This window comes from Ruegeria sp. C2 (assembly GCF_056537765.1).
This window is the reverse complement of sequence record NZ_JBQFRZ010000008.1, coordinates 13,274-36,588: the sequence shown is the minus strand read 5'-3', so window position 1 is coordinate 36,588 and position 23,315 is coordinate 13,274. Positions and strand designations below refer to the sequence as shown.

Below are 23,315 nucleotides of genomic sequence, written 5' to 3'. Positions count from 1 at the left end.
CAGGCATAGGGCGTCAAATCCAGTAGGACAACGCCAGCGGCAGCACAAGGATCGTCGCCAGTGTCGACACCAGTATAAAGCCAGCCACATCGGGCGCATATTCGGGCACGTGTTGGTCGATGAACAGATAGGTCGCGACGGATGATGGCATCAGGCAACAGAGAATGACCGCCCCACGTTCCGCCCCGGTAAATCCGAACGTCCAGACCAATGTGCTGGCGATGACAATGGCCAGCCCTAGGTGCAAAACTGTCAGCAGAAGGGCACGGCCAAGGCTTTTGATGCGCAGTGTCGCAAGGGTATGGCCAAGCGTCAGCAACATCAGCGGAATTGAAAGTCCGCCCAGAATGTCAAAGGACTTGGAGACCGGCTGCGGCAAGCTGTAACCCGTCGCCATCAGCACCAGAGACAAGGCCACCGCGTAGATGATCGGAGAGGTCGCAAGCTTCCTGGGTGAAAACTCCCCGGCCGGTATCCACATGCCAACCGTGAAAATACTGATCAGGACCACCACCACAAAGGCCATTGTGTAGGCCATCCCCGCGTCACCCAGCGCCAACAGGGTGATCGGTAAGCCTATGTTGCCCACATTGCCGTGCATCAACGGGGTCAAAAAAGCGCGGACCGGCAGCCGCAGCAGCTTGAGCAGCACAAACCCCATCACGCCGAAGCCTGCGATGGCCAGAGCAGCCGCCGTCATGACGTCCAGAAAAGTCCCGACGGCGATCTTTGTGGTCGAAAGATGAGAGATGATCAGCGTCGGATATCCCACCTTCGAGACAATCCCGCCAATAACTTTGTTGTCGAACGGAGCTTTGATCAGGGCCAGCCCATAACCGATTCCAGCGCAGATCAGCACCGGCAAAACCACGTTCAGGACGTTAAGAAACAGGTGATCCAAAGACAGTCCTCGATCGCGGTTGCCATGTCCGGACAGTGAAACAGAGGGGGCAGTTTGACAAGTGTTCGCGCTAAGCCCCGCCCGCTGCTTGGTTTTCCAAAATCGTCTCTGATATTGTCCCTCAGAGACGCCCGAGGTCCTTTCCTTCGCCGTCCACACAACATATAGTGGCAGACAACAACGTGTGGGCAAACACGGCGGGACTTGGGAATACAGGCATGGCACATATCATTGTGGTCGGGAACGAAAAGGGCGGCGCAGGTAAATCGACCGTGTCGATGCATGTGGCCACCGCTCTGGCGCGGCTGGGGCATAAGGTCAGCACCCTGGATCTGGACCTGCGCCAGCGCAGTCTGGGGCGCTATTTTGAAAACCGCCTGAACTTCCTAAATGGCTCGGAGTTGTCCCTGCCCAGCCCGCGCCATCACGATCTACCCGAGATCGACGCCAGCATGTTGAAACCGGGCGAGAACATCTATGACCATCGCCTCTCAGCCGCTGTGGCGGAACTGGAAAGCGACAGCGATTTTATCCTGATCGACTGCCCCGGCTCGCATACGCGACTGAGTCAGGTGGCGCACTCGCTGGCCGATACGCTGATCACACCGCTGAACGACAGTTTCATCGATTTCGATCTGCTGGCGCGGATCGATTCCAAGGGCGAGAAAATCCTTGGACCATCTGTCTATTCCGAGATGGTCTGGAATGCTCGCCAGTTGCGCGCGCAGGCAGGGTTGAAACCGATCGACTGGGTGGTCGTGCGCAACCGGGTCGGGACCCAGCGCATGGTCAACAAGGAGAAGATGCAACGCGCGATCGAGATGCTGTCACAGCGCATCGGTTTCCGCATCGCCTCGGGCTTTTCCGAGCGGGTCATTTTCCGCGAGCTGTTCCCACGTGGCCTGACCTTGCTGGACCTCAAGGATATCGGGGTCAAACAGCTCAACATCTCGAACATCGCCGCGCGGCAGGAATTGCGCGACATGATGAAAGAGCTGAACCTGCCGGGTGTTGAGATCGATTTCTAGATCATTTTGGCGCGTACTGCGTCCCGATTGCCCGGTCATAAGATTGCGAAAACTCGGCAGTTCCCACTTCTGCGGATACAGATCGCGCTATCTCTCACCGCCGCCTGCGCCATACACCGTAAACAGCTCTTTCGGCTCTGCCACTCCGCGCAGCATGTAACGCCCGACCGAAATCAGTTCCTGTTCGCAGGGCTGCGCCGCGCGTGCGACGTCGTCCGAGATCAGGATGCGCTGCCCCAGTGAGCGATGCATCCCCGCGATCCGTGCTGTCTGGTTGACTGCAGGACCGATTACAGTGAAATCCAGCCGGGTGTCAGAGCCGATATTGCCATAGAGGATCTCACCCGAATGCAGGGCCAATGTGTAGTTCGACACAGGCTGGCCATGGGATGTGCGCTGCGCGTTCAATTCGGCCATCCGGTCCTGTAACAGGGTCACCGCACCCAGCGCCGCGCGGGCATCGGCATCGATCTCGCCGACGTCAAACATCGCCATCACGCCGTCGCCCATGAATTTCAGGATGTTGCCATCGCATTGATGCACCACCTCCACCACCACGGCGAGGTAATCGTTCAGCATGTCGATGACCTCGGTGCCCGGCAAATCCTCGGACAGGCTGGTGAAGCCTTCAAGATCAAAGTTCCAGATCACCGCATCGATCTGCTGCAATGATCCCCGGCGGATCTCGCCAGACAAGACCCGCTGCCCGGCATCGCGCCCCAGATAGACACGCATCAGATCCTTCGAAACGCGCGCATTCGAAGCTGATTTCAGCGCCAATCCTAAATGAGGCAGCGCGCTGTTGATCAGCTCCAGATCATCGTCGCCGAACCCCTCAGGCGCATTGCTGGCCCAAGACATAAGCACACCGTTTATGGCCCTTTTTGCATCCCGCGCACCGCGATGGGTTGGCACATCAAAACTGACGCCGGTGGCGTAGTAATCCGTCGCGCCGTGTTCCCGCAGTTCGTTCAGCAGGGGAAAACGGCTGGGTTCATTCTGGTCGACCAATCGTTCACGGACGGCGTCGACATCATCGTTGAGGATGACAAAGAGCGGGCTGCTCTTCCAGACCTCGCTGGGCTCTTCGGTGTATTCAAAGGTCTGAAAATCCCCGCCGCGTCCTTGATACCAGCTGTAGCCGGTGCCGCCATAGACGGGATGCAACGCCGGTTGGGCCGCGTGAAATCGCATCAGCGGAACGCCCAGCTCGACCAGTTGATTGCAATAGCCGTCCAGCAGCGCTTCTTTGTCCGCCCCTTCCAGGCCGCGTGTGACAAGCCAGTCGATCAAAGCATGGGATTTCGCCGCGTTGGGGTCCGTGGCTGTCATTTCACCTTCCTGTGTCCGTTCTGCTGTTGATCTGGGCGCGGCGGCCTCAAATTACCAGTGCGTCAATCCATCCCGGCCAAACGGCGCAGCATCATCCGCAAAAGCGCCGCCTCGCCAGTGGTGAAGCGCGCCGCCAGCTTTGCGTCATAGTCGCGTGCTATGTCGCGCAGCTCACGATACACGGCCTGGCCCGAATGTGTCAGCGACAACTGCTCGGACCGCCGGTCGTTCTCATCCCGCAAACGTTGCAGATAACGGCGCTGTTCCAATCTGCGCACCGCGCGGCTGATCTTGGTCTTGTGGATTTTGGCCCGCAGCCCGATCTCTTTTGCGGTCATCTCGCCATAATTGCCAAGGTGAAACAGCACCCGCCATTCGGTGCGCAACATGCCATAGCGATTCTTATAGACGCGCTGGAACTCGAGCGAGCTTTCCTCGGCCGCCTGATTCAACAGGAATGGCAGGAAATTTCGCAGATCAAACTCATCTTTTTCGTCATTATTCTGCTGGGTCATTCTTGTTAGTTACAAAATCAACTATTATCCGACAAGCAGCAACTTGAAGGAGCGTCCGATGAATCGCCCCACCGATCCGCATAAGATGACTCAGGCCAGTACGCCTGTTGGCACCCATCCCGGCTATATGCCCGGCTTTGGCAATGACTTTGAGACCGAGGCCCTGCCTGGCGCGCTGCCACAGGGCATGAACAGCCCGCAAAAGTGCAACTATGGCCTTTATGGTGAACAACTCAGCGGCACCGCTTTCACCGCCAACCCGCCGGAACGCACGTGGTGCTATCGCATCCGGCCTTCGGTGAAGCATTCGCATCGCTATGAGAAAATCAACCTGCCCTATTGGAAATCGGCCCCCTGCGTTGATCCGGACGTGATTTCGCTGGGACAATACCGCTGGGATCCGGTGCCGCATTCGGATGAGGGTCTGACCTGGCTGACCGGTATGCGCACGATGACCACCGCCGGAGATGTAAATACGCAAGTCGGCATGGCCAGTCATATCTATCTGGTCACTGAATCGATGGTGGATGACTATTTCTTCTCGGCTGACAGCGAGTTGCTGGTGGTGCCGCAGGAGGGCCGCCTGCGCTTTGCAACCGAGATGGGCATCATTGATCTGGAGCCCAAGGAAATCGCCATCATCCCGCGCGGGTTGCTCTATCGGGTTGAGGTGCTGGAAGGCCCGGCGCGCGGCTTTGTCTGTGAGAATTACGGGCAGAAATTCGAACTACCCGGACGTGGACCGATCGGGGCGAATTGCATGGCCAACCCGCGTGATTTCAAGGCCCCGGTGGCAGCGTTTGAAGACCGCGAGGTGCCCTCGACCGTGACTATCAAATGGTGCGGCCAGTTCCACACGACGAAGATCGGTCATAGCCCGTTGGATGTTGTGGCATGGCATGGCAACTACACACCCTATAAATACGACCTGCGCACTTATTGCCCGGTCGGCGCGATCCTGTTCGACCATCCTGATCCGTCGATCTTTACCGTGCTGACCGCGCCTTCAGGCCAGCCGGGTACGGCGAATATCGACTTTGTCCTGTTCCGCGAACGCTGGATGGTGATGGAAGACACGTTCCGCCCGCCCTGGTACCACAAGAACATCATGTCCGAGCTGATGGGCAACATCTACGGTCAGTATGACGCCAAACCGCAGGGCTTTATTCCCGGCGGCATGAGCCTGCACAACATGATGATCCCGCACGGACCAGACAAGGAAGCCTTTGAAAAGGCATCAAATTCGAACCTCGGACCGGACAAGCTGGAGAACACCATGTCCTTCATGTTCGAAACGCGCTTTCCACAGCATCTGACAGCCTTTGCTGCGACCGAAGCGCCGCTGCAGGATGACTACATCGACTGCTGGAGCGACATTGAGAAGAAATTCGACGGGACGCCGGGCAAAAAATGAGCATTGAGACCTGGATAACCTATGTGCTGACCGTCCTGCTGCTGATGAGCACACCCGGACCCAGCCAATTGCTGATGCTGTCAAACTCGGCCACCAATGGGTTGCGTCACGGGCTGTTCACCGCCGCCGGAGATCTGACGGCCAATTTCCTGCAGATGCTGGCCGCAGGGCTGGGTCTGGCCGCCCTGATCGCCACGTCGGGGACCGCGTTGGCAGTGATCAAGTGGCTGGGCGTGGCCTATCTGGTGTTTCTCGGCGTCAAGCAAATCCTGAAAGCCCGAACCGCCGCCACCGGCGAAGCCCCGCGCGCCAGCCGCAAGGCGTTGTGGATGCAGGGGTTCATCACCTCTGCCGCAAACCCCAAGGCGGTGGTCTTCTTTGCTGCTCTGTTTCCGCTATTCATTGATGGCGCGCTGCCCTTCTGGCCGCAATTTGCCATCCTCTCGGCCACCTACCTGATCGTGGACGGGTTGTTCCTGACGGCCTATGGCGCCAGCGCCAGTTGGCTAGCGCAGCGGCTGCAGGGGCCTGCACGGCTCTGGCTCGACCGGATCGGGGGCAGCTTCATGATTTTGGCGGCAGTTCTGCTGGGCTTCAAATCCCTGCGCGCTGCCTCGTAACTGAAAGACATAAGGACGTCACATGCCTTTGATGAAATCCTGGGTCGCATCGGCCAACTCCGCCGACCACCCGTTTCCGCTGAACAACCTGCCTTATGGTGTGTTCTCGACCGAAACCACCGAAGCCCGCTGCGGCGTCGCCATCGGCGACATGATTTTCGACGTGACTGCCGCCGAGGCCGACGGGCTCATCACATTGTCCGACGAGCCACTGTTCGATCTGCCCTTCTGGAACCCGCTGATGGAGGAAGGCCCCGCCGTCTGGGCCGCCCTGCGCGAGCGCCTGACGGCGCTTCTGGCCGAAGGCTCGGACGAGCAACACAAGATCGAGGCGCTGTTGATCCCGCAGAGCGATGCCGAGATGCACATGCCTTTTGCCGTCAGCGAATATACCGACTTCTATGCGGGTCGGAACCACGCCTTCAATGTCGGCACCATGTTCCGCGGCCCCGAGAATGCGCTGCCCCCCAACTGGCTGCACATCCCCATCGGCTATAACGGGCGCGCGTCTTCCGTTGTCGTTTCGGGCACCGATATCCGCCGCCCGTGGGGTCAGCTGAAATCCCCCGATCAGGAGCTGCCTGCTTTCCTGCCCTCCCGTCGCTTTGATATCGAGCTAGAGATGGGTGCAATCGTGGGCACACCGTCTGACGGCCCAATTTCAGTGCAGGAGGCCGATGACAACATCTTCGGCTATGTCCTGCTGAACGACTGGTCGGCACGCGACATTCAGGCCTGGGAATACCAGCCGCTTGGACCGTTTCAGGCCAAGGCGACGGCGACCTCGATCAGCCCATGGATCGTGACCAAAGCGGCGCTGGAACCGTTCCGCTGCGATACGCCCGCGCGTGAGTTTGAGTTGCTGGATCACCTGAAAGACTGCGGTCCGATGCTCTATGACATTGACCTATCGATCACCATGGCCCCCGAAGGTCAGGGGCCGACGACCATCGCAAGCACCAACTACAACCAGATGTATTACTCGGCGGCACAACAACTGGCGCATCATACGACTTCGGGCTGTCCGATGAATACTGGCGATCTGTTGGGGTCAGGCACCATCTCGGGCCCGACCAAACCGGAGCGCGGCTCATTGCTGGAACTGAGCTGGGGCGGCAAGGAGCCCCTGACGCTCGACACCGGCGAAACCCGCAACTTCATCGAGGACGGGGATACTCTGACCCTGATCGGTGCCGCCAAAGGCGATGGCTATACCATCGGCTTCGGTGACTGCACGGGCACCGTTCTGCCCGCGCTCGAAAATCCGTTCGCCAGAGATTGATGCAGGTTCGGCCCACATATTCAGAGCGCGCTCTGCCAGTCCTTAACGGCCTCGATGGGATAGAGCAGCATCAACACGTTCAGTGTCAGACCATCGCGGATCAGCGCGGTGGTCAGGATTTCGAATCCCAGCGCGATGGTAACCGTCATCCAGATCGGCAGACGGCGGGCCAGCCAGAAGCCCAGCATCATCGCGCCGATATCGGCGATCGAGTTGACGACACTGTCGCCGTAGTAATCCAGCGAGATCGTGACCGCGCGGTAATGTTCGATCACGGCATTGGTGTTCTCGGAAATCTCCCACGCGACTTCGATCAGGGTGGCGATGAACAACCGCCAGCCAACGGCAAGGCGGCGCGCCACCAGCCACAGAAGGCCGTAGAACAAAAAGCCATGAATGATGTGGCTGGGCGTGTACCAGTCTGTCAGGTGCTGCGAGCTTTCGGAACTGAAGGTTTCACCATGCCACAGCTTGACAAAACCGCATTTGCAAATCGGTTCGCGCCCCATCCACAGCAGGATGATGGCGCAGGCAATGACAACACAAGCGGTTGCCCAATAAGGCAAAAATCGACGTTCAAACATATGGCGACAACATCATCAAAGCCAGTCGCTGTCCAGAAGGGAAATCACTGATATGGCCAAGGCATTTGCGTCCCAGGGGGACATGTCGGAAAAGAAAATCAGCTTCACCGAGGTGGGCGAAGGGCTGTATGCCTTCACCGCCGAAGGCGATCCAAACTCGGGCGTGATCATCGGCGATGACAGCGTGATGATTGTCGAGGCGCAGGCGACCCCGCGTCTGGCCAACAAGGTGATCGAATGCGTGCGCTCGGTCACGGACAAGCCGATCACACATGTGGCGCTGACGCATTACCACGCGGTTCGTGTGCTGGGCGCCAGCGCTTTTGGTGCGCAGCAGATCCTGATGTCTGACATGGCCCGCGCCATGGTTGTTGAGCGTGGTCAGGAGGATTGGGACAGCGAATTCCAACGCTTCCCCCGCCTATTCGAAGGGCATGAGAGCATCCCCGGCCTCACATGGCCCACCACCACATTCAGCGACACCATGACCGTTTATCTGGGCAACCGTCGGATCGACCTGATGCATCTGGGCCGCGCCCATACGGCAGGCGATATCGTCATCCATGTGCCCGATCAGAACGTCATGTTCACCGGTGATATCGTCGAATACCACTCGGCCTGCTATTGCGGCGACGGGCATTTCGGCGATTGGGGCGACACGCTGGATGAGATCAAGTGGTTCGACGTGGACGCTATCGCTCCGGGGCGCGGCGACGCTCTGGTCGGTAAAGACATGGTCAATGCGGCCATCGAAAACACCCGCGATTTCGTGGAAAGCACCTACCGCCCGGCAGCAAAGGTCGCGGCGCGTGGCGGCAGCCTGAAAGAAGCCTGGGACGCGGTTCGCGTCGAGTGTGATCCGAAATTCGCCGACTATGCGATCTACGAACACTGCCTGCCCTTCAATGTTGCCCGCGCCTATGACGAGGCCCGCGGCATCGACACGCCCCGTATCTGGACCGCCCAGCGCGATCTGGAGATGTGGGAGGCCCTGCAGGGCTAAGAATTCCGGGCCGGATTTGATCCAGATCGTGGCGGCCCGGATTTGACGGTGAAACTCTAACGCAAGACCTCCGGCGCAACTGTGCCGGGGAACAGATGAGGTGCGCCCGATGCGCCAGAAATGGGAGAGAGAGAGTGAACAAGATTTTTGAAGTTCCACTTTATGCCTACGAGGCCAGCCCGGATCAATCCGCGCCAGCGCCCGTGCGCCACAAGGTCATCGTTGTCGGGGCCGGTCCGGTGGGTCTGGCCGCCGCGATCGATCTGGCCCAGCAAGGGGTCGAGGTGCTGGTGCTGGACGACAACGACAAGGTCAGCTTTGGCAGCCGCGCCATCTGTTTTGCCAAACGACCGCTGGAAATTCTTGACCGTCTGGGCTGTGGCCAGCCGATGGTCGACAAGGGTGTGCTGTGGAACAAGGGCAAGGTGTTCTTCGACGAACGCCAAGTCTATGAGTTCGACCTGCAACCCGACAGCGGCGATCAGCGACCCGCCTTCATCAACCTGCAGCAATACTATTTCGAACAGTTTCTGGTCGACCGAGTCCGCGAGTTGCAGGAACAGGGTGCGCCGATCGAAATCCGGGGCCGCAATAAGGTCGAGGCGGTGGGTACCCATCCCGATCACGTCAAGCTTGAGGTTGAAACCCCGGAAGGCTCCTACACCATCGAAGCCGATTGGGTCATCGCCTGCGACGGCGCGGGCTCACCCATGCGGGCGATGCTGGGAAAGGATTTCGTCGGTCGCGTGTTCGAAGACAACTTCCTGATTGCCGACGTGATCATGGAGGCGGATTTCCCCTCGGAGCGTTGGTTCTGGTTCGACCCTCCGTTCAACAAGGGCCAGTCCGCGCTGCTGCACAAGCAACCCGATGGTGTCTGGCGCATCGATCTGCAGCTGGGCTGGGATATCGACAAGGAGCGCGAGAAACGCCCTGAAAACGTGATCCCACGCCTCAAGGCGATGCTGGGCGACGACGTTCAGTTCGAACTGGAATGGGTCAGTATCTACACTTTCCAATGCCGCCGGATGGAGCAATTCCGCCATGGTCGCGTAATCTTTGCAGGCGACAGCGCGCATCAGGTCAGCCCATTCGGCGCGCGTGGTGCCAATTCGGGCCTACAGGATACGGACAACCTGTGCTGGAAGCTGAAACTGGTGATTGACGGCGAGGCCCCTGAAACACTACTCGACAGCTATGATTCCGAACGTATTCAGGGCGCGGATGAGAACATCCTGAACTCAACCCGGTCCACCGATTTCATCACGCCGAAATCACAGATGTCCCGGATTTTCCGCGACGCCGTGCTGGATCTGAGCGAACATTACGATTTCGCGCGGCCCCTGGTGAATTCCGGTCGTCTGAGCGTGCCTTGTGTCTATGACGGGTCACCTCTGAACTCTGCCGACGCGCTGAACGGACCAGCGCCGACCCGACCGGGCGCCCCCTGCCCCGATGCGCCTTTGGGCGATGGCTTCCTGCTGCCCAAGCTGGCCGGAGAGTTCACTCTGCTGACCATCGACGCGGACGCCCCGGATGAGATCGAAGTAGACGGGATCACCGTCAAACGTCTGGCTCTGTCGATCAAGGATGATCCCACTCTGACGCTGAAACATCGCTATCTGGGCGATGCCACCAGCGCGGTCTATCTGATCCGGCCCGATCAGCATGTGGCTGCGCGTCGCGACACCTACGAAGAAAACGCATTCCGGCACGCGGTCCGCCGCGCCACAGGCAAGGAGTAAGCGATATGGCCGATCTGATCCTCTCACCCAACCTGACCCGTGCAGACGATTTCTATGCCGACCTGCTGGCGGCTCATGAAGGGCTGGACCAAGCCGACAGCGACGCGTTGAATGCGCGGCTGGTATTGGTGCTGGCAAACCATATCGGCGACAACGCCGTGCTTAAGCAGGCGCTGGACGCCGCTGCGTTGAAACAGGAGTAAGCGTCATGAAAATCGAACAGATCCACCACGTCGCCTATCGCTGCAAGGACGCGAAAGAGACCGTAGAATGGTACGGCAAGATGCTGAACATGGATTTCATTCTGGCGATTGCCGAAGACCATGTTCCGTCCACGCATGAGCCCGACCCCTACATGCACCTGTTTCTGGACGCCGGCAACGGCAACGTGCTGGCGTTTTTCGAGTTGCCGACAAAGCCTGAAATGGGCCGTGATCCGAACACGCCCAAATGGGTGCAGCATATCGCGTTCAAGGTGAAGGACCGTGACGAGCTGGTCGCGTTCAAAGACCATCTTGAGGCCAACGGGGTCGAGGTTCTGGGTGTGACCGACCATTCGATCTTTCACTCGATCTATTTCTTCGATCCCAACGGGCACCGCGTCGAACTGGCTTGCCCCGACCCCGAGGAAGAGGCCATGCTGGCCCGGTTGGATTCGGTGAAATGGGACATGCTGGAAGAATGGTCGCGCACCAAGAAGGCGCCTCAGCACGCCGACTGGCTGCACGCCAAGGAACTGAGCAAGGGCTGATTGGGGAATGACCGAAGTTGTTCTTTATGACTATTGGCGTTCCTCTGCCAGTTACCGGCTGCGGATCGCGCTGAATCTGGCGGGCATCGCTTATCGCCCGGTGGTGATAGATTTGGTTGGTGGCGCGCATCGCGCGCCGGATCATCTGGCACGCAATCCGCAAGGCTTGGTCCCCGTGTTGGACATCGACGGGGTGCGCCTGACGCAGTCTCTGGCGATCCTCGACTATCTGGACGAGACCCGGCAGCTGGGTCTGATGCCGCAGGATCCGGCCCGACGGGCGGCGGCGCGGGCACTGGCACATAGCATCGCGGTTGATATCCACCCGGTCTGCAACCTGTCAGTTGCACGTCACGCCACACAGTTGAGCGATGGTGCGGGTGATATGCCCGGCGACTGGATGCGCCATTTCATTCGCCCCGGACTGCTGGCGTTCGAGGCGTTGCTGGGTAAATTCGATCAGAGCCCATTCTGCACTGGCGACACACCCGGTCTGGCCGATATCTGCCTAATCCCGCAGCTCTACAATGCCCGCCGTTGGGAGGTCGATCTGTCCGATATGCCGCGCCTGTTGGCGGTCGAGGCTGTTTGCTCGGATCACCCGGCCTTTGCCGCCGCACATCCGGACTTGCACGCCCCCATCTGACCGGTGCACAGGGTCTGTGTGGCAATGCAGGTGCCAAAGGGTTTAGCTGATCCTTAGGTTGCCCTGTAACGACATACGGAGACCACCATGCCCGAGATCACCGGCTATCACGCCCATGTCTATTTCGACGCCGGCACGCAAGACACCGCGCAGCAGGTCTGCGGAGAGGCCGCGCGCCTGTTCCCTGCCGTGCAGATGGGCCGCATGCATGCGCGTAATGTCGGGCCACATCCGCGCTGGAGTTGCCAACTGGGCTTTCCAGCCGAGGCCTTCGATCAGGTCTTTCCCTGGCTGATCCTGAACCGTCAGGGCCTGACCATCTTCACCCACCCCGAGACCGGTGACCACCTGGCAGATCACCGGGATCGCGCCATCTGGATGGGCGAGATGCTGGAGCTTGATCTATCGATCTTTGACTAACTTAGCGCGCGTGCGTGATCGCGCAGGATGAACTTCTGAATCTTCCCGGTCGAGGTTTTTGGCAGCGCCCCGAAGACAACGGTTTTGGGGGCTTTGAAATGGGCCATGTGGTCACGGCAGAAGGCGATGATGTCAGCCTCACTCGCCTCTGCCTGCGGTTTCAACTCGACAAAGGCACAGGGCGTTTCGCCCCATTTTTCGTCCGGACGGGCGACCACCGCAGCCTCCATCACGGCCGGGTGCTTGTAGAGTACATCCTCAACCTCGACAGATGAGATATTCTCGCCGCCCGAGATGATGATGTCCTTGGACCGATCCTTAAGCGCGATATAGCCATCCGGGTGCATCACACCCAGATCGCCCGAGGCAAACCATCCCCCGTTGAAGGCCTTATCGGTGGCATCGGCGTTCTTGAGGTAGCCCTTCATGACGATATTACCCTGCATGAAGATCTCGCCCATGGTCTCACCATCCGAGGGCACGGGTTCCAGCGTCTCGGGATCGGCAACCATCAGGCCCGAGAGCACCACGTACTTGACGCCCTGACGAACCTTCAGCGCGGCGCGATCCTTGGCCTCCTTGTCGTTCCATTCGTCTTTCCAGGCGCAGACAACAGAAGGCCCGTAGGTCTCGGTCAGGCCATAGACATGGGTGACTTCGACTCCCATCCCCTCCATCGCTTCGATCACCTTGGCGGGCGGTGGGGCACCTGCGGTCATCACCTTGATCTGCTGGCTGAAATCCTTGAGATGATCCGGCGCGTTGGCCAACATGTTCAGCACGATTGGCGCGCCGCAGAAATGGGTCACACCCTCTTCGCGGAAGGCGCGATAGATCGGCTCATCCCGCACGGCGCGCAGGCAAACAGACGTGCCCGCATTGGCCGCCATCGTCCAGGGGAAGCACCAGCCGTTGCAATGGAACATCGGCAGCGTCCACAGATAGACCGAATGCTGCGGCATACCCCAAGTCAGAATGTTCGAGGTCGCGTTCAGCGCCGCGCCCCGGTGGTGATAGACCACACCCTTGGGATTGCCGGTGGTGCCCGAGGTATAGTTCAGCGTGATCGCGTCCCATTCGTCTGAGGGCAGAGACCAGTTGAATTCCGGATCGCCCTCAGCCAGCAGCCCCTCATAGGTCAGATCACCCAGCCGCTCACCGCCGTCAAAGCTGACGTCTTCGATGTCGATGACAAGCACGTCATGGTCGACCTCCGTCAGCGCCTGTTTCACAACGCCCGAAAACTCGGGGTCGACCAGCAGAACCTTCGCCTCGGCATGGTTCAGGATGAAAGCGATGATCGGTGCATCCAGCCGCGTGTTGATCGCGTTGAGGACGGCACCTGCCATGGGCACACCAAAATGCGCCTCGTAAAGTTCAGGGATATTGGCGGCGATGATAGATACCGTGTCGCCCTGCCCGACCCCTCGGGCTGCCAGTGCGCTGGCCATCTGGCGACAGCGGGCATAGGTCTGTGCCCAAGTATACCTCCGGTCCCCGTAAACAACGGCTGGATAATCCGGATAAACCGCCGCTGTCCTCTCGATATAGCTCAGCGGAGACAGCGGAGTGAAATTCGCCGGGCCTTTGTCCAGATGCTGTTCATAGATGTTTGCTGCGCTCATCCGGTGCTCCTCCCAAACGCGACAGATTTGGCGTATTGAGCACAAAGCTTACGCCAAAACAAACCCGTAAAAATACGCGATTTTGGTACACTGGCGCTATTCTATGAGTTAATCTGGCCCTACTGTGCGGGTCTCATTCGCGCTGATCTGCAGCATCACGTCATCGCGCGCCCGTCCGGGAGTTTGATTCCTGCGCGCCCCACCCTGAAAGGACATGTCATGGACGGCACGTTCAACGAAAACGATCTCTCTCGCGTCGTCGAAGCTGACCGCGCGCATATCTGGCACCACCTGATCCAGCACAAACCCTTTGAAACCAACGATCCGCGCATCATTGTCGAAGGCAAAGGCATGCGCGTCTGGGATCAGAACGGCAAAGAACATCTGGACGCAGTCTCGGGCGGGGTCTGGACGGTGAATGTCGGCTACGGTCGCGAATCCATCTGCAAGGCCGTTTATGACCAGTTGATGAAGCTGTGCTATTTCGCCAATTCCGCGGGCTCGATCCCCGGGTCGATCTTTGCTGAAAAGCTGATCAGCAAGATGCCCGGCATGAGCCGCGTCTACTATACGAACTCCGGCTCGGAAGCGAATGAGAAGGCGTTCAAGATGATCCGTCAGATCGCGCACAAGCGCTATGGCGGCAAGAAGACCAAGATCCTGTATCGCGACCGTGACTATCATGGCTCGACCCTCGCGGCGATGTCTGCTGGTGGTCAGGACGAGCGCAACGCGCAATATGGCCCCTTCGCGCCCGATTTCGTGCGCGTGCCGCATTGTATGGAATACCGCAAGCATGAGCTGAACGGCGCGCCCGAAGAGAATTTCGGTGAATGGGCTGCCGATCAGATCGAAGAAGTCATCCTGCGCGAAGGCCCCGACACCGTGGGCGCACTGTGCCTTGAGCCGGTAACCGCAGGCGGCGGTGTCATCGAAGCGCCCGAGGGTTACTGGCAGCGTGTGCAGGAAATCTGCAAGAAATATGACATCCTTCTGCATATCGACGAGGTCGTCTGCGGCGTGGGTCGGACCGGCACTTGGTTCGGCTATCAGCAATATGGCGTGAAACCCGATTTCGTCACGATGGCAAAAGGCGTGGCTTCGGGCTATGCGGCGATTGCCTGCCTGGTGACAACCGAAGACGTCTTCGAGATGTTCAAGGACGATGCAGCGGACCCGATGAACTATTTCCGCGACATCTCGACCTTCGGTGGCTGCACCGCGGGACCGGCAGCGGCGATCGAGAACATGCGCATCATCGAAGACGAGAACCTGCTGGGCAATTGCTCGGCCATGGGTGATCGCATGATGGGCAATCTTCAGGCGCTGATGGAAAAGCACAAGGTCGTCGGCGACGTGCGCGGCAAGGGTCTGTTCCTTGGAGCCGAACTGGTCTCGGATCGTGCGTCCCGCGAACCGGTGGATGAGAAACTGGCTCAGGCGGTTGTTGCTGACTGCATGGCGCAGGGTGTGATCATCGGGGTCACCAACCGCTCGGTCCCCGGCAAGAACAACACGCTGTGCTTCTCGCCCGCGCTGATTGCGACACCGGACGATATTGATCAGATCACTGATGCTGTGGACGGTGCGCTGGGGCGGGTCTTCGGCTAAGCCAAACCTTTGACGCAGATACGAAAAACCCGCCGGTCAACGGCGGGTTTTTTTATTGTACCGGCAGCGGGATTAAGCCGTTTCCAATCTGGCGCAGATCAGAAATTCCACCTTATTCCGGCCAGGAAATTCGGACCTTGTGCTTCATTGCCGATCTCATGCTCTGCCGTGACCTCAAGGCGCATGTTTTCTTGCAGATCATGTTCATATCCAACAAGAACACTTGCGCCGGTGAAATCGGTCGCAGCAAAGGACAGGGTCTGTGTGTCGGAAAAGACGGTCACATCGGCATCAGTATCCCCAAGATCGCGCCGCACGACGCCGCTGAGTTTACCGATCAGAAGGCCGCCATCTGCCAGAGTTTTCTCGACCTCAACGCCAAGGCGCGCTTCAATTACTTCAGTAGTCGTTTCACCAACTGAAGCATTCGCAATCGATCCGGTTTCGGAATAGCTGTCATCCTTTTGACGCGTATAGCGGACGTCGCCGAACCCAAACAGACCAAACGTATCACTGACGTCAAAGCTGCGCTTGGCACCGATATGCGCGGTGAACAAGGTGCTGTCAAAATCAGCTTCGGCATCGGAACTACCCGAGACCTGACGCGACCGATCGGTGGACAACCATCCAAACCCCAGACCGCCTTCCACAGTGAATGCCCCGAACTGGCGGCCGAATGCAGCGTCCAGGTAGATACCGGTGGTATCGAAATCGGTGGTATCGGTGTCGCCATCTGATCGGAATACACCCAGTCCAAATGCCATCGACAAACCGTTCTCGGCCTGACCGGAATACCCCGCCACACCGTTGAACACCTCCAGATCGGTATTGATGCCGGGGGTGCTCTCAAACCGTCGGAGTTCAGCGTCAATCATCGCGAAGGGGCGGAAGCCACTGGCGCTGCTTGCAAACGCTAGACCGCGTGCGGGCTGTTCGGGCAGATCATAGCGTAACGCTTCAGCCGTGCGCCCCACGACCGAACCGTAATAGGCGATGATGTCGCCCGAGGTCACGATATCTGCGCCGTCGACTACCGCGTAGACAGGAGCGGAACCGCCTTCATCTTCGACGAACCAGGCCGACCGCCCATCCGAGACGGTGGTGACAAATGCACCTGACCCCGGCGCTGCGTCTTCGAAGAAGAACACGGTGCTGCCACCTTGCGCATCCAGATTGACGTTGTGATCCTGAACCCGGATCAGGCCGGTTACATCGTCTCTGCTGTCGACATTCAGTGTACCTGTACCGGTGCCGAGATAGATCGCATAAGCTTGGCCATTCTCAGAGGTCGCTGAGATCCGGCCCACATCAGCAATCACCCCGTCGAAGTTACCAAAATGTAGTCCGAAAGCATCAGCCGAACCTGCGCCCGAAGCCGTTGCCGAGATCACGCCAGTATTCGAGAACCGACCTTGCATATCGCCGACACGAATGCCCGAGGCTTCACCGGTTCCAGCTGCGGAACCCGCTTCGGCTATGGCGACTACCGAGCCGCTGTTTCGTATCTCGCCGTCCACCCGGCCCGTGATATCGACGCCCGAAGCAATAACACTTGTGGCGCTTTCTGCACGGGCGTCGATTTCACCGCTGTTGATAAAGTTGCCATCCAGATCAGCAGTCAGGTTGTAGCCAATGGCCGTCGCCGACGCGGCCCCCTGAGCTTCGGCAATTGTCTGACCGCTGTTGTTGAAATCTCCGGTCATCAAGCCCTGAACGATCGTACCAATGGCCGAGGCGCTCTCTGCATTTTCGATCGTTGCTTGGATGAACCCTGAATTGTTGATGTCACCAGTCAGCGGCCTGTCCAGGAAAATCTGAATACCACGGGCGTTGCCTATACCGGCATTTGTTCCCTCGGCGCGAATTGTGCCGCTGTTGGTCAGGTTTGTCGCAACTTCGTTGTTGAAAGCCAACCCCAACACATTCAGTTCTACTGTTGAGGAACCGTTTGCGATCGAGATCACTTCTCCGGAGTTCTCGATGGCCGCGCCGGAAAGAACCATTCCATCGAATTGTATTCCAGAAACCAAGGCTGCCCCGGTCCCCGTGGCAACCGTCGAACTGGCTGCAATGCGGCCTGTATTCAGAACGCGCCCACCAACATTCTGAGTGAACTGGATACCGCGTGCAAGCGCATTGTCCGGAGTATCTACAGCGACATCAATCTCGCCATTGTTGATAACCTGACCAGTCGACAAAAGCTGACCAAGAACCTGCACACCATTTCCGATCGATACAAGCGGCGCGGGCCCTCGAACCAGCCCATTGTTGGTGAATACGCTGGAATAGTCCGGGACCAGACCTACTGCCGTCCCACCGATCGAAAGATCCACAGATCCAGTTTCGGTAATCGTATTGTCTTCGTCCAGATTAAAAACAACCGGGAAATCGACGGCTGTCGAGACCTCTTCGGCCGTCAACGGTGAAACCGACAGCGCGACGCCCGCAGCAAACGCAAATGCCGATGATGGTGCAACACTTACGATCTGGCCTTTCAATCTGACCAGACGACCACCACGCGCTGCCCGCGTGCGCTTTGATGCGCATCGACCCATATTCCCATACCTCTACAAAATCACTGATTAATACTTTGTTCAGATTTCTACCCATAGTCGAAGTAAGGCGCAATTAAGGCAGCGCTTTGGATGCACTTCGCAGCCGTAATATTGCACATTGATCACACCGCAGGGCGATTGTTTCCAAAAAAGCTCTGTCGAACCGATGCGGAGCACCGCAACACGTTCTGGACAGCGTGCGCGGGCAGAATTACCGTAGCGGCAAAGCAATCCAGCAGGAGTTTTCACTGATGTCCAAGATGCTCTCAATCGCGGCAGGTTCGGTCCTGTGCCTCTCAACCGCGGCCTTCGCGGATGGGCACTGCGCCGCTGGCAAGACCCTGGCAGAAGGTAAGTTCACCATCGCAACGGGCAACCCGGCCTATTACCCATGGGTGATCGACGACGCCCCTGAATCCGGCCAAGGCTTTGAAGCGGCCGTTGCCTATGCCGTTGCCGAAGAGATGGGGTTCGCCGCCGAGGATGTCGTATGGGTCAGGTCTTCGTTTGATGAGGCCATTCAGCCGGGCGCCAAAGAATTTGACGTCAACATGCAGCAATACTCGATCACGCCCGAACGCGATCAGGTCGTTGATTTCTCGGCCCCCTACTACACCGCGCCGATGGCGGTTTTGGTCAGCCCAAACGCGACAGACACGGCCCCAACAATCGACGCGCTGAAGGGTTTGCAATGGGGGGCCGTCGGGTCGACCACTGCGGTTCCCAAGCTGGCCAGTATCATTCAGCCAGATAGCGACCCGCTGCTTTACGGGGACAACGCCGACGTCAATGCAGCAATGTCGGCCAACCAGATCGACGCAGCCCTGTTTGATCTGCCAACGGCGCTGTTCCTCAGCGCAGTGATGATTGAGGGTTCGAAGGTCATCGGGCAGTTTCCAGCGGACGAAAGCGACAATCCCGATCAGTTCGGGATGCTGATGGAGGAAGGTAACCTCTTGAAAACATGTGTTGATCAAGCTCTGTCAGCGCTGACCGAAAGCGGCAAACTGGCCGCGATCGAGGCCGAATGGCTGCAGGATTCAACCGGTGTTCCGCTGATCAAGTAACATGAGCAGTCAGAAGGCGGGCGGAATGACCCGCCGCGAACGCTATGAGGCGCTACAGCGACGCCGGTCGTTGGTGATCGCCACGATAAGCACGATCACTGTTGTGGCCGCGATATATTTTCTGGTGCCGCTGGCGCCGGGCTGGTCGAAGGTTCAGCAGAGCTTTTTCAACGGAGAGACACTGGTCAAAACCTTCCCGAAACTGCTTGAAGCGTTTCGGATCAACGTGATGATCTTTGCATGGTCCGCGCCCGCCATTGCAGTGCTGGGCCTGCTGATCGCATTGGCGCGGGATGCCAAATCCCCCGCCCTTTTTCCTCTGCGCATTTTTGGCGCAGCGTTCACTGACATTTTCCGCGGCGTGCCTGTCATTTTAACAGTCTATTTGATCGGCTTCGGCATTCCGGGGCTGGGCCTGCCGCGCCCGTGGAACTCTCCATATATCTGGGGCTCGCTGGCGCTGATCCTGACCTATTCAGCCTATGTGGCCGAGATCTTCCGCTCTGGTATCGATAGCGTCCATCACAGCCAACGCGCAGCCGCCCTTTCGCTGGGCTTGTCAGAACGGCAGGTGATGCGCGACGTGGTGTTGCCGCAGGCCATCCGTAACGTTGTGCCCTCGCAGATGAACATGCTGATCGCGCTGCAAAAAGACGTCTCGTTGCTCAGTTTCATCGGCCCGGTCGAGATTTTTCGTCAGGCCGGCGTATTCAAATCCCTGCTGGCCAATTTCACCCCCTATGTTGGAGCGGCGATCATCTTTCTGATCGTGACAATCCCGGCCACACGCTATGCCGATCATCTGATGGCCCGCCAGGTGCGAGAGAGACGCTGATGCCCAAACTGGAACTGAGCGGCGTGGTCAAACGCTTCGGCGACCGCACGGTGTGTGACGGGATCGATCTGACTGTTGAAGAGGGCCAGATGGTCTGCCTGATCGGCGCGTCCGGGTCCGGCAAATCGACCCTGCTGCGCTGCATCAATCTGCTTGAGCCAATCGAGGATGGAGCGATCTTTCTGGACGGCGAGGACATCTCGATCCCCGGCCTGAACCCGCAATCCGTCCGCTCCCGGATCGGCATCGTGTTCCAGAGCTTCAACCTCTTCCCCCATATGACAGCGCTGGAAAACGTTCTGCTCGCCCCTCGCCGGGTTCACAGCCTCTCACGCGCCGAGCTGCTGCCAGAGGTTGAAGCCCTTTTCACCCGGTTTGGGCTGGCCGACCGCATGCACAACTATCCCGATCAGCTGTCAGGCGGACAACAACAGCGCGTCGCCATCGTCCGAGCGCTGGCCATGAAACCCGAGGTCATGCTGTTCGATGAGATCACCTCGGCCCTTGATCCCCAGCTTGTAGGTGAAGTGCTGGATGTTTTGCTGATGCTGAAGCGTCAGGGCATGACGATGGTCATGGCCACTCATGAAATGGGTTTCGCCCGCGAAGCGGCGGACAAAGTCTGTTTCCTGGATGGCGGGCAGATCATCGAAGAAGGTCCTCCGGCGGTTCTGTTCGACAACCCGGCGCATGCGACGACCAAAGCCTTTTTGGCGCGCGCGTTAAAATAACCGCACAGCAGCGACAATCGTCAACTCTGCTACGCTCACCGAAGTGTCAGCCCAGCGGACGCTGGATCAGAACGGAACATGTTGCCCGGCGAGATACACGTGAGGCTGTCGAACCCAGAAAATAGTCCATCGCCGAAGGATGATGCGCACCGACAATGATCAGGTCGGCGCCGATTTCACGCGCGACCTCAGTGATACGCATACCGGGTTTGGCCTACCGTGACCGTTGGAGCAGGTTCGTGTAACGTTCGATAGCAGTGTGAGGCGACAGATAAATATACCGTTGCCTCATCTCTGAGCCATTGCTTCCCACGCCGCGGGAATTTCTTCAATCCACAGGTTTCGCCAATTGCGACACAAATTTTTTCGCTAGGCAGATGCAACCTGTGAGCAACCTTTGGCCCGCAACACTAAAGATGTCCGTATCGAGCCTGACCATTTAGTCACGTTCGCGCATAGTTTGCTGGGCGCTAAAGTGATTTGGAAACATTGATTGCAGTATAAACAGGCAAATCCTCAAGGCCTCCTCGGATTTGAAGATATCTGAGTGCAAATGGTAATCGGTCCACAGCCCTTCCAGCAAAGCAATCAACGCGTCTGTTGCAAGTTTGGCGTCTACGTCCTCGTATTCACCTTCGCTCTTTATTTGCTCCAACAGCGTCAGAATCACCGCTCGGAAACTTTTGTCTCGTGAGTCGATAAAGGGAAATACGTGTGGGTTCGAGAGCGCTTCAGCCCGAAACGAGATCCAGATCGCAATGTCCCTCGCATTAAGAACCAAGGGGTCGAAATCCGCCTTAATGATGGAAATCAGCTTTTTAGCAGCGTCCAGCTCTGAATCGTCTGCGATTGCCTTCCACTGCCCCACATAGCGCGCCGACAAATCCTCGGCCACAGCGAGAAGCAGCTTCTCTTTGGAGCCAAAGTGCAGATTCACCATTCCCCGCGACAAGCCTGACAATTCCTGAATTCTCGCCGAAGTCGTTCCGCGAATTCCATATTTATGGATGGAGTCCGCAGCCGCCTGGATCAATTGCTTTCGGTTCTGCAACCTACTCAGATCTCGGGCATTGGTTGGGGTATCTGGTTCGAGAGTAATCTTGTTTGTCCTTCGCTGGGGCGCTCGCTCTTTGTTTTCTCGCATCTAGTGGAGCAGAAGTTCAAGAATTGACATTGAATGAATATTTGTACATTTTGTGATATATATTACATCCTGGTGCTACATGATCCCATCGAACTCCGGCTTTCCGTCCATACGTGATTGGGACAACGAACATTTCCTCCACCCGTGGGAGGGGATGTCATATCTGGGTCAAAATGAACGGACCTTCACCGAAAGTGGGCTTGGCGTTCATGTCGTGACAGAGGACGGAAAGCGCCTGATAGATGGGCCTGCCGGGATGTGGTGCGTTCAGCTGGGCTATGGAAACACCGAGATCGCTGATGCAATGGCCAAGCAGGCGAAAGAGATGGCGTATTTTTCGCCATTCAACAACGCAAACTCTGCTCCGGCCCAATTGGCACATGAGATCGCCAAGAGAACACCGGGAGATCTGAACCATGTGTTCTTCACGACCGGCGGCTCAACGGCTGTCGATAGCGCTCTGCGTTTTGTACAGTTTCGCAACAACCTGTTGGGCAAACCAGAAAAGAAAATCGTTATATCGCGGCAGAAGGCCTATCACGGATCGACCTACCTGGCGGCTTCGGTATCCGGGAAAGAGCGCGACAAAGGGTGGCTGGACCAAGCCTCTCACCTGACGCGCTTCCTGCCGAACGTGAACCCGTATACCCGCCGCACCGGTCAGACGATCGCAGACTTTCTGGATGAAAAAATCGCTGATCTGGAAAACATGATCCTGCAGACCGGGGCAGACAAGGTCGCGGCTTTCATCGCCGAACCGATCCTGTGTTCTGGTGGAGTCATTGTGCCTCCGCAAGGGTATCATAAGCGCTGTCTGGAAATCTGTCGGAAATACGATGTCCTGTATATATCGGACGAGGTTGTGACTGGATTCGGGCGGCTGGGACATTGGTTTGCTTCCGAAGAGATCTTTGGGATTCAACCCGATATCATCACCTGTGCCAAGGGCATGACGTCTGGATATGTACCCATGGGGGCCTGCATCATCTCTGACCGGCTGATCAAAGACGTGAGCGGTGACAACGCACAAAACGCGACATTCTCGAACGGCTTCACCTATTCAGGTCATCCGGTGAGTGCGGCAGCGGGTCTGAAGACAATCGAAATCATGGAACGCGACGGCGTTCTGGAGCATGTCCGTGCGATATCACCTTTGTTTGAAGAACGCCTTCGCACTTTGGGAGACTTACCGCTTGTTGGCGACACCCGCGGCATGGGGTTGGTTGGCTGCGTCGAATGTGTTGCCGACGCCAATGCCGACAATCTGCTGGATCTCGATAAGTCGGTGGGTGCGTTGATTGATCGACATTGTCAGGAGAATGGGCTGATCCTGCGGCCGATCATCAACATGTGCGTGTTTTCTCCACCGCTGATCATTACGGAAGATGAATTGAACCGGATGTTCGACATCCTCGAAAAGGGTATCCGGCTGGCGACGGAAGACCTGACGCGCCAGGGTGCTTTTCGGGCTTAGGTTACAACAGAGCGGGGTCGCAATCTTACGAT

23 protein-coding genes are annotated in these 23,315 nt (G+C 57.9%); 15 read left to right on the top strand and 8 right to left on the bottom strand.

Annotation, left to right across the window (positions count from 1 at the left end):
• Nucleotides 1–13 precede the first annotated feature (13 nt).
• Entirely contained in the window at nucleotides 14–901 is an 888-nt protein-coding gene (locus ACR0IV_RS18260) for an AEC family transporter (protein ID WP_480660278.1), read from the bottom strand.
• 218 nt (nucleotides 902–1,119) lie between these two features.
• Between ACR0IV_RS18260 and ACR0IV_RS18255 the strand changes: the two genes are divergently transcribed.
• Complete coding sequence (locus tag ACR0IV_RS18255; protein ID WP_480470747.1) at nucleotides 1,120–1,929, top strand: division plane positioning ATPase MipZ; 810 nt, start codon at nucleotides 1,120–1,122, stop codon at nucleotides 1,927–1,929.
• 87 nt (nucleotides 1,930–2,016) lie between these two features.
• Here ACR0IV_RS18255 and ACR0IV_RS18250 read toward each other — a convergent pair whose 3' ends face one another.
• Together ACR0IV_RS18250 and ACR0IV_RS18245 are read right to left on the bottom strand one after the other, a co-directional pair.
• Nucleotides 2,017–3,261: an adenylate/guanylate cyclase domain-containing protein gene (locus ACR0IV_RS18250; protein ID WP_480660280.1), complete on the bottom strand. Its 1,245-nt coding sequence runs from the start codon at nucleotides 3,259–3,261 to the stop codon at nucleotides 2,017–2,019.
• Between the two features lie 62 nt (nucleotides 3,262–3,323).
• Nucleotides 3,324–3,776 (bottom strand): MarR family winged helix-turn-helix transcriptional regulator, encoded by a 453-nt coding sequence (locus tag ACR0IV_RS18245; RefSeq protein ID WP_480660282.1) that lies wholly within the window; start codon nucleotides 3,774–3,776, stop codon nucleotides 3,324–3,326.
• Nucleotides 3,777–3,834: 58 nt separating this feature from the next.
• Between ACR0IV_RS18245 and hmgA the strand changes: the two genes are divergently transcribed.
• The 3 genes from hmgA to fahA are packed head-to-tail and all read left to right on the top strand — an operon-like array spanning nucleotide 3,835 to nucleotide 7,092.
• Nucleotides 3,835–5,190 carry a homogentisate 1,2-dioxygenase gene (gene hmgA, locus ACR0IV_RS18240; RefSeq protein ID WP_480660284.1) on the top strand — a complete coding sequence of 452 codons (1,356 nt, stop codon included), beginning with the start codon at nucleotides 3,835–3,837 and terminating at the stop codon, nucleotides 5,188–5,190.
• Complete coding sequence (locus ACR0IV_RS18235; RefSeq protein WP_480660286.1) at nucleotides 5,187–5,810, top strand: LysE family translocator; 624 nt, start codon at nucleotides 5,187–5,189, stop codon at nucleotides 5,808–5,810. The genes hmgA and ACR0IV_RS18235 overlap by 4 nt, the downstream gene beginning before the upstream one ends.
• 22 nt (nucleotides 5,811–5,832) lie before the next feature.
• Entirely contained in the window at nucleotides 5,833–7,092 is a 1,260-nt protein-coding gene (gene fahA / locus ACR0IV_RS18230; RefSeq protein WP_480660288.1) for a fumarylacetoacetase, read from the top strand.
• Between the two features lie 20 nt (nucleotides 7,093–7,112).
• Here fahA and ACR0IV_RS18225 read toward each other — a convergent pair whose 3' ends face one another.
• Nucleotides 7,113–7,676 carry a DUF2585 domain-containing protein gene (locus ACR0IV_RS18225; RefSeq protein WP_480660290.1) on the bottom strand — a complete coding sequence of 188 codons (564 nt, stop codon included), beginning with the start codon at nucleotides 7,674–7,676 and terminating at the stop codon, nucleotides 7,113–7,115.
• Between the two features lie 52 nt (nucleotides 7,677–7,728).
• Between ACR0IV_RS18225 and ACR0IV_RS18220 the strand changes: the two genes are divergently transcribed.
• The 6 genes from ACR0IV_RS18220 (at nucleotide 7,729) to ACR0IV_RS18195 (ending at nucleotide 12,241) form a co-directional block, all read left to right on the top strand.
• A complete protein-coding gene (locus ACR0IV_RS18220; RefSeq protein ID WP_480660292.1) occupies nucleotides 7,729–8,679 on the top strand; it encodes an MBL fold metallo-hydrolase in 951 nt (316 codons plus the stop codon).
• A 134-nt stretch (nucleotides 8,680–8,813) separates the two neighbouring features.
• A complete protein-coding gene (locus ACR0IV_RS18215; RefSeq protein WP_480660294.1) occupies nucleotides 8,814–10,424 on the top strand; it encodes an FAD-dependent oxidoreductase in 1,611 nt (536 codons plus the stop codon).
• 5 nt (nucleotides 10,425–10,429) lie between these two features.
• Complete coding sequence (locus tag ACR0IV_RS18210) at nucleotides 10,430–10,627, top strand: DUF2783 domain-containing protein (protein WP_480470756.1); 198 nt, start codon at nucleotides 10,430–10,432, stop codon at nucleotides 10,625–10,627.
• Nucleotides 10,628–10,632: 5 nt separating this feature from the next.
• The gene (locus ACR0IV_RS18205; protein ID WP_480660296.1) at nucleotides 10,633–11,175 is read left to right on the top strand and encodes a VOC family protein; all 543 of its coding nucleotides are present in this window, start codon (nucleotides 10,633–10,635) and stop codon (nucleotides 11,173–11,175) included.
• Between the two features lie 7 nt (nucleotides 11,176–11,182).
• Nucleotides 11,183–11,821 carry a maleylacetoacetate isomerase gene (maiA, locus tag ACR0IV_RS18200; RefSeq protein WP_480660298.1) on the top strand — a complete coding sequence of 213 codons (639 nt, stop codon included), beginning with the start codon at nucleotides 11,183–11,185 and terminating at the stop codon, nucleotides 11,819–11,821.
• A gap of 87 nt (nucleotides 11,822–11,908) precedes the next feature.
• A complete protein-coding gene (locus tag ACR0IV_RS18195; RefSeq protein WP_480660300.1) occupies nucleotides 11,909–12,241 on the top strand; it encodes a DOPA 4,5-dioxygenase family protein in 333 nt (110 codons plus the stop codon).
• Here the strand turns inward: ACR0IV_RS18195 and ACR0IV_RS18190 are convergent.
• A complete protein-coding gene (locus ACR0IV_RS18190) occupies nucleotides 12,238–13,866 on the bottom strand; it encodes an acyl-CoA synthetase (protein WP_480660302.1) in 1,629 nt (542 codons plus the stop codon). The genes ACR0IV_RS18195 and ACR0IV_RS18190 overlap by 4 nt on opposite strands.
• 219 nt (nucleotides 13,867–14,085) lie before the next feature.
• On the opposite strand from ACR0IV_RS18190, the gene ACR0IV_RS18185 reads away from it, so the two are divergent.
• Nucleotides 14,086–15,477, top strand: coding sequence for an aminotransferase family protein (locus tag ACR0IV_RS18185; RefSeq protein WP_480470761.1), 1,392 nt, complete (start codon nucleotides 14,086–14,088; stop codon nucleotides 15,475–15,477).
• A gap of 98 nt (nucleotides 15,478–15,575) precedes the next feature.
• Here the strand turns inward: ACR0IV_RS18185 and ACR0IV_RS18180 are convergent, their stop codons facing one another.
• Complete coding sequence (locus tag ACR0IV_RS18180; RefSeq protein ID WP_480660304.1) at nucleotides 15,576–18,032, bottom strand: autotransporter domain-containing protein; 2,457 nt, start codon at nucleotides 18,030–18,032, stop codon at nucleotides 15,576–15,578.
• A gap of 251 nt (nucleotides 18,033–18,283) precedes the next feature.
• On the opposite strand from ACR0IV_RS18180, the gene ACR0IV_RS18175 reads away from it, so the two are divergent.
• From ACR0IV_RS18175 to ACR0IV_RS18165, 3 genes are read left to right on the top strand one after another with little or no spacing between them, the layout of a single operon-like run.
• Nucleotides 18,284–19,099, top strand: a complete 816-nt coding sequence (locus tag ACR0IV_RS18175) for an ABC transporter substrate-binding protein (RefSeq protein WP_480660306.1) — start codon at nucleotides 18,284–18,286, stop codon at nucleotides 19,097–19,099.
• A gap of 1 nt (nucleotide 19,100) precedes the next feature.
• Entirely contained in the window at nucleotides 19,101–19,934 is an 834-nt protein-coding gene (locus tag ACR0IV_RS18170; RefSeq protein WP_480660308.1) for an amino acid ABC transporter permease, read from the top strand.
• Nucleotides 19,934–20,665 carry an amino acid ABC transporter ATP-binding protein gene (locus ACR0IV_RS18165; RefSeq protein ID WP_480660310.1) on the top strand — a complete coding sequence of 244 codons (732 nt, stop codon included), beginning with the start codon at nucleotides 19,934–19,936 and terminating at the stop codon, nucleotides 20,663–20,665. Before ACR0IV_RS18170 ends, ACR0IV_RS18165 begins: the two co-directional genes overlap by 1 nt.
• A gap of 46 nt (nucleotides 20,666–20,711) precedes the next feature.
• Here the strand turns inward: ACR0IV_RS18165 and ACR0IV_RS18160 are convergent, their stop codons facing one another.
• Both ACR0IV_RS18160 and ACR0IV_RS18155 read right to left on the bottom strand, forming a co-directional pair.
• A complete protein-coding gene (locus ACR0IV_RS18160) occupies nucleotides 20,712–20,867 on the bottom strand; it encodes a universal stress protein (RefSeq protein ID WP_480660312.1) in 156 nt (51 codons plus the stop codon).
• A 237-nt stretch (nucleotides 20,868–21,104) separates the two neighbouring features.
• Entirely contained in the window at nucleotides 21,105–21,698 is a 594-nt protein-coding gene (locus ACR0IV_RS18155) for a TetR/AcrR family transcriptional regulator (protein ID WP_480734418.1), read from the bottom strand.
• A 190-nt stretch (nucleotides 21,699–21,888) separates the two neighbouring features.
• Here ACR0IV_RS18155 and ACR0IV_RS18150 point away from each other — a divergent pair, with 190 nt between their 5' ends.
• On the top strand, nucleotides 21,889–23,283 hold the full coding sequence (locus ACR0IV_RS18150; protein WP_480660317.1) for an aminotransferase: 1,395 nt from the start codon (nucleotides 21,889–21,891) through the stop codon (nucleotides 23,281–23,283).
• Nucleotides 23,284–23,315 lie beyond the last annotated feature (32 nt).

What these genes read in the sequence shown, in the direction of transcription:
- ACR0IV_RS18255 (WP_480470747.1), top strand. Translation starts at nt 1,120, where the DNA reads ATGGCACATATCATTGTGGTCGGGAACGAAAAGGGCGGCGCAGGTAAA.
- ACR0IV_RS18250 (WP_480660280.1), bottom strand. Translation starts at nt 3,261, where the DNA reads ATGACAGCCACGGACCCCAACGCGGCGAAATCCCATGCTTTGATCGAC.
- ACR0IV_RS18245 (WP_480660282.1), bottom strand. Translation starts at nt 3,776, where the DNA reads ATGACCCAGCAGAATAATGACGAAAAAGATGAGTTTGATCTGCGAAAT.
- hmgA (WP_480660284.1), top strand. Translation starts at nt 3,835, where the DNA reads ATGAATCGCCCCACCGATCCGCATAAGATGACTCAGGCCAGTACGCCT.
- ACR0IV_RS18235 (WP_480660286.1), top strand. Translation starts at nt 5,187, where the DNA reads ATGAGCATTGAGACCTGGATAACCTATGTGCTGACCGTCCTGCTGCTG.
- fahA (WP_480660288.1), top strand. Translation starts at nt 5,833, where the DNA reads ATGCCTTTGATGAAATCCTGGGTCGCATCGGCCAACTCCGCCGACCAC.
- ACR0IV_RS18225 (WP_480660290.1), bottom strand. Translation starts at nt 7,676, where the DNA reads ATGTTTGAACGTCGATTTTTGCCTTATTGGGCAACCGCTTGTGTTGTC.
- ACR0IV_RS18220 (WP_480660292.1), top strand. Translation starts at nt 7,729, where the DNA reads ATGGCCAAGGCATTTGCGTCCCAGGGGGACATGTCGGAAAAGAAAATC.
- ACR0IV_RS18210 (WP_480470756.1), top strand. Translation starts at nt 10,430, where the DNA reads ATGGCCGATCTGATCCTCTCACCCAACCTGACCCGTGCAGACGATTTC.
- ACR0IV_RS18205 (WP_480660296.1), top strand. Translation starts at nt 10,633, where the DNA reads ATGAAAATCGAACAGATCCACCACGTCGCCTATCGCTGCAAGGACGCG.
- maiA (WP_480660298.1), top strand. Translation starts at nt 11,183, where the DNA reads ATGACCGAAGTTGTTCTTTATGACTATTGGCGTTCCTCTGCCAGTTAC.
- ACR0IV_RS18195 (WP_480660300.1), top strand. Translation starts at nt 11,909, where the DNA reads ATGCCCGAGATCACCGGCTATCACGCCCATGTCTATTTCGACGCCGGC.
- ACR0IV_RS18190 (WP_480660302.1), bottom strand. Translation starts at nt 13,866, where the DNA reads ATGAGCGCAGCAAACATCTATGAACAGCATCTGGACAAAGGCCCGGCG.
- ACR0IV_RS18185 (WP_480470761.1), top strand. Translation starts at nt 14,086, where the DNA reads ATGGACGGCACGTTCAACGAAAACGATCTCTCTCGCGTCGTCGAAGCT.
- ACR0IV_RS18180 (WP_480660304.1), bottom strand. Translation starts at nt 18,032, where the DNA reads ATGGGTCGATGCGCATCAAAGCGCACGCGGGCAGCGCGTGGTGGTCGT.
- ACR0IV_RS18175 (WP_480660306.1), top strand. Translation starts at nt 18,284, where the DNA reads ATGTCCAAGATGCTCTCAATCGCGGCAGGTTCGGTCCTGTGCCTCTCA.
- ACR0IV_RS18170 (WP_480660308.1), top strand. Translation starts at nt 19,101, where the DNA reads ATGAGCAGTCAGAAGGCGGGCGGAATGACCCGCCGCGAACGCTATGAG.
- ACR0IV_RS18165 (WP_480660310.1), top strand. Translation starts at nt 19,934, where the DNA reads ATGCCCAAACTGGAACTGAGCGGCGTGGTCAAACGCTTCGGCGACCGC.
- ACR0IV_RS18160 (WP_480660312.1), bottom strand. Translation starts at nt 20,867, where the DNA reads ATGCGTATCACTGAGGTCGCGCGTGAAATCGGCGCCGACCTGATCATT.
- ACR0IV_RS18150 (WP_480660317.1), top strand. Translation starts at nt 21,889, where the DNA reads ATGATCCCATCGAACTCCGGCTTTCCGTCCATACGTGATTGGGACAAC.